Below are 2,395 nucleotides of genomic sequence, written 5' to 3'. Positions count from 1 at the left end.
GACGAAGATCTTGCCGTCACCGATCTTGCCGGTGCGGGCGGCGTTCTCGATGGCCTCGATGACCTGCTCGACGACGCCGTCGGCGACGGCCGCCTCGATCTTGACCTTGGGCAGGAAGTCGACGACGTATTCGGCGCCGCGATACAGCTCGGTGTGGCCCTTCTGGCGGCCGAAGCCCTTGACTTCGGTGACGGTCAGCCCCTGCACGCCGATGGCGCTCAGGGCTTCGCGCACTTCATCCAGCTTGAAGGGCTTGATGACGGCGGTGATCAGTTTCATGACGTTTTCTCCTCGATGCGCGGCGCGGAGGGCGGCGCGGCCATCCGCCCGCGCCCTCCTGGTTCAGATTCAGAAGACCTTCTTGACGGACACGACCACACCGTTCTTGCCCAGGTCCTTGCCCTTGCCGCCGATGTAGTTGTCGGTGTTGGTGGCGACGAAACCGGCGCCGAAGGTGAAGCCGGACCAGTCCTTGTTCACGGTGAGCGAGTAGTCGGTGTAGCTGAAGTCGCTGTTGTTCTTGACCTTCTGGTGGCCGATGTGCGGCGTCAGCGAGAAGCCGCCGCCGATGTCGAAGGTGGCGCTGAGGTCGAGGTAGCTGCTGTTCTTGGAGTCCGCGAAGCCGAACAGGTTGCTGATCGAGTGCGAGTACTTCAGCGTCGCGGGTCCGAAGGAGACGGCGCCGTACAGCTCATTCGTGTTGGCGCTGACCGGCAGGTCGTTGCCCGGATAGTTGTAGCGCAGGAAGCCCACGTCGACGGTGACGCCGCCGCCGACCTCGGTCTTGTAGCCGGCGTAGGTGTCGATCTCGACATCGGCATCGCCGCCGCCGTCCGAGATCCACTTGATCGTCGAGGCCCAGGCGCCGACGTAGAAGCCGCTCGAATGCGCGTAGTCGACGCGCCTTGCAGCGCGGGCTTCAGGCGGGTCTGCGAGATGCCGCGATAGCGGTAGTCGGAGGTGACGCTGACGTTGAAGGACAGCGGGTTGGCCTCTTGCGCCAGCGCCGGGAGGGCGGTGGCGACGACGGTGACCGCAAGGGCGGCGGCGCGGGCGGCGGCGGCGAAGGGCTTCATGCGCGGGGGCTCCTGATTGTTGGGCGACTCGGGGCGACTGCTTCCGGACGAGGCTTTGCAGCTTTTGTGCCAAGCGGCGGTCCTCCCCCGAAAGAGCCCCAATCCGGCTCATGCCGCGACGAACGGTTGCCGATACCGCCCCGTCAAGCGTCAATGCGCACCAAAAACAGGCGCGACAGGGGGAGTGGTTAACCCTCGAAACGCCCCAACAGGGTGCTAGGCGTGAAATCCATCGGTGAGGACACTGCCGGCTTCATGACCCGAGTGGGTGCGGAGGGATGCAGATGCTGGAAGCGCAGCCGGCTTGGCCGATGGAGCGGTCGCGTGCGCGACCGGGAGGCGCGGCGGCAAGGCCAGGCGACTGCGCGAAGGGCCCGCGCAGCAGGGTCCGGTGTCGTCGGCTCGAATGCTGAGGGGGGGCGCCCGCAGCCATGGCGATGTCCCTCGCGATCATCCACAGCCGCGCGCTGGACGGTCTGTCGGCCGCGGCGGTCGAGGTGGAAGTCCATCTGGCCAATGGGTTGCCGAGCTTCACGCTGGTCGGCCTCGCGGACCTGGAGGTCAAGGAGTCCCGCGAGCGCGTGCGCGCCGCGCTGCAGAGCAGCGGGCTCGAGTTCCCAGCGAACAAGCGCATCACCGTGAACCTGTCGCCGGCCGATCTGCCCAAGGAAGGCGCGCGCTTCGACCTGCCGATCGCGCTGGGGTTGCTCGCTGCCAGCGGCCAGATCGACGCCGAGCTGCTGTCCCACCTCGAATGCGTCGGCGAGCTCGGTCTGTCCGGTGAGCTGCGGCCGGTGAAGGGCGCGCTGGCGATGGCGCTCGCGCTGCGCGCCGCCAAGCTCGATCGCGAATTGATCCTGCCGCGGGGCTGCGCCGACGAGGCGGCATTGGTACAGGGCCTGGTGGTGCGCGAGGCCGCCCATCTGCTGGACCTCGTCAACGCGCTGCAGCCGCGCAGCGATGCGCCCTTGCCGCGCGTGCAGCGCGATCCGCCGCCGGTGGTCGACACGCCGCTCGACCTGCGTGACATCAAGGGACAGGCGGGGCCGAAACGCGCCCTCGAGATCGCCGCGGCGGGCGGACTGAGCGTGTTGCTGGTCGGGCCGCCGGGCACCGGCAAGTCGATGCTGGCCCAGCGCCTGCCGACGCTGCTGCCGCCCTTGTCGGAATCCGAGGCCCTGGAGTCCGCCGCGCTGCTGAGCGCCAACGGCCAGTTCCGGCCATCGCTGTGGGCGCAGCGCGCTTTCAGGTCGCCGCATCACAGCGCCTCCGCCGCGGCGTTGATCGGCGGTGGCTCGCCGCCGCGCCCCGGCGAGATC

2 protein-coding genes and 1 pseudogene are annotated in these 2,395 nt (G+C 68.4%); 1 reads left to right on the top strand and 2 read right to left on the bottom strand.

Features of this window, described 5'->3' with window-relative positions; genetic code table 11:
* Positions 1 to 279: P-II family nitrogen regulator (locus tag FUT87_RS21690; protein ID WP_147242358.1), on the bottom strand; the 279-nt coding region annotated here is incomplete at its 3' end.
* A gap of 69 nt (positions 280 to 348) precedes the next feature.
* A pseudogene (locus tag FUT87_RS21685) lies at positions 349 to 1,076 on the bottom strand (TorF family putative porin).
* Between the two features lie 437 nt (positions 1,077 to 1,513).
* Here FUT87_RS21685 and FUT87_RS21680 point away from each other — a divergent pair.
* Positions 1,514 to 2,395 (top strand): YifB family Mg chelatase-like AAA ATPase (locus tag FUT87_RS21680; protein WP_147242357.1); only part of this gene is annotated, 882 nt, incomplete at its 3' end.

It is taken from the genome of Mitsuaria sp. TWR114 (genome assembly GCF_007997345.1).
The sequence above is the reverse complement of the archived record's forward strand: the minus strand, read 5'-3'. Positions and strand labels throughout refer to the sequence as shown.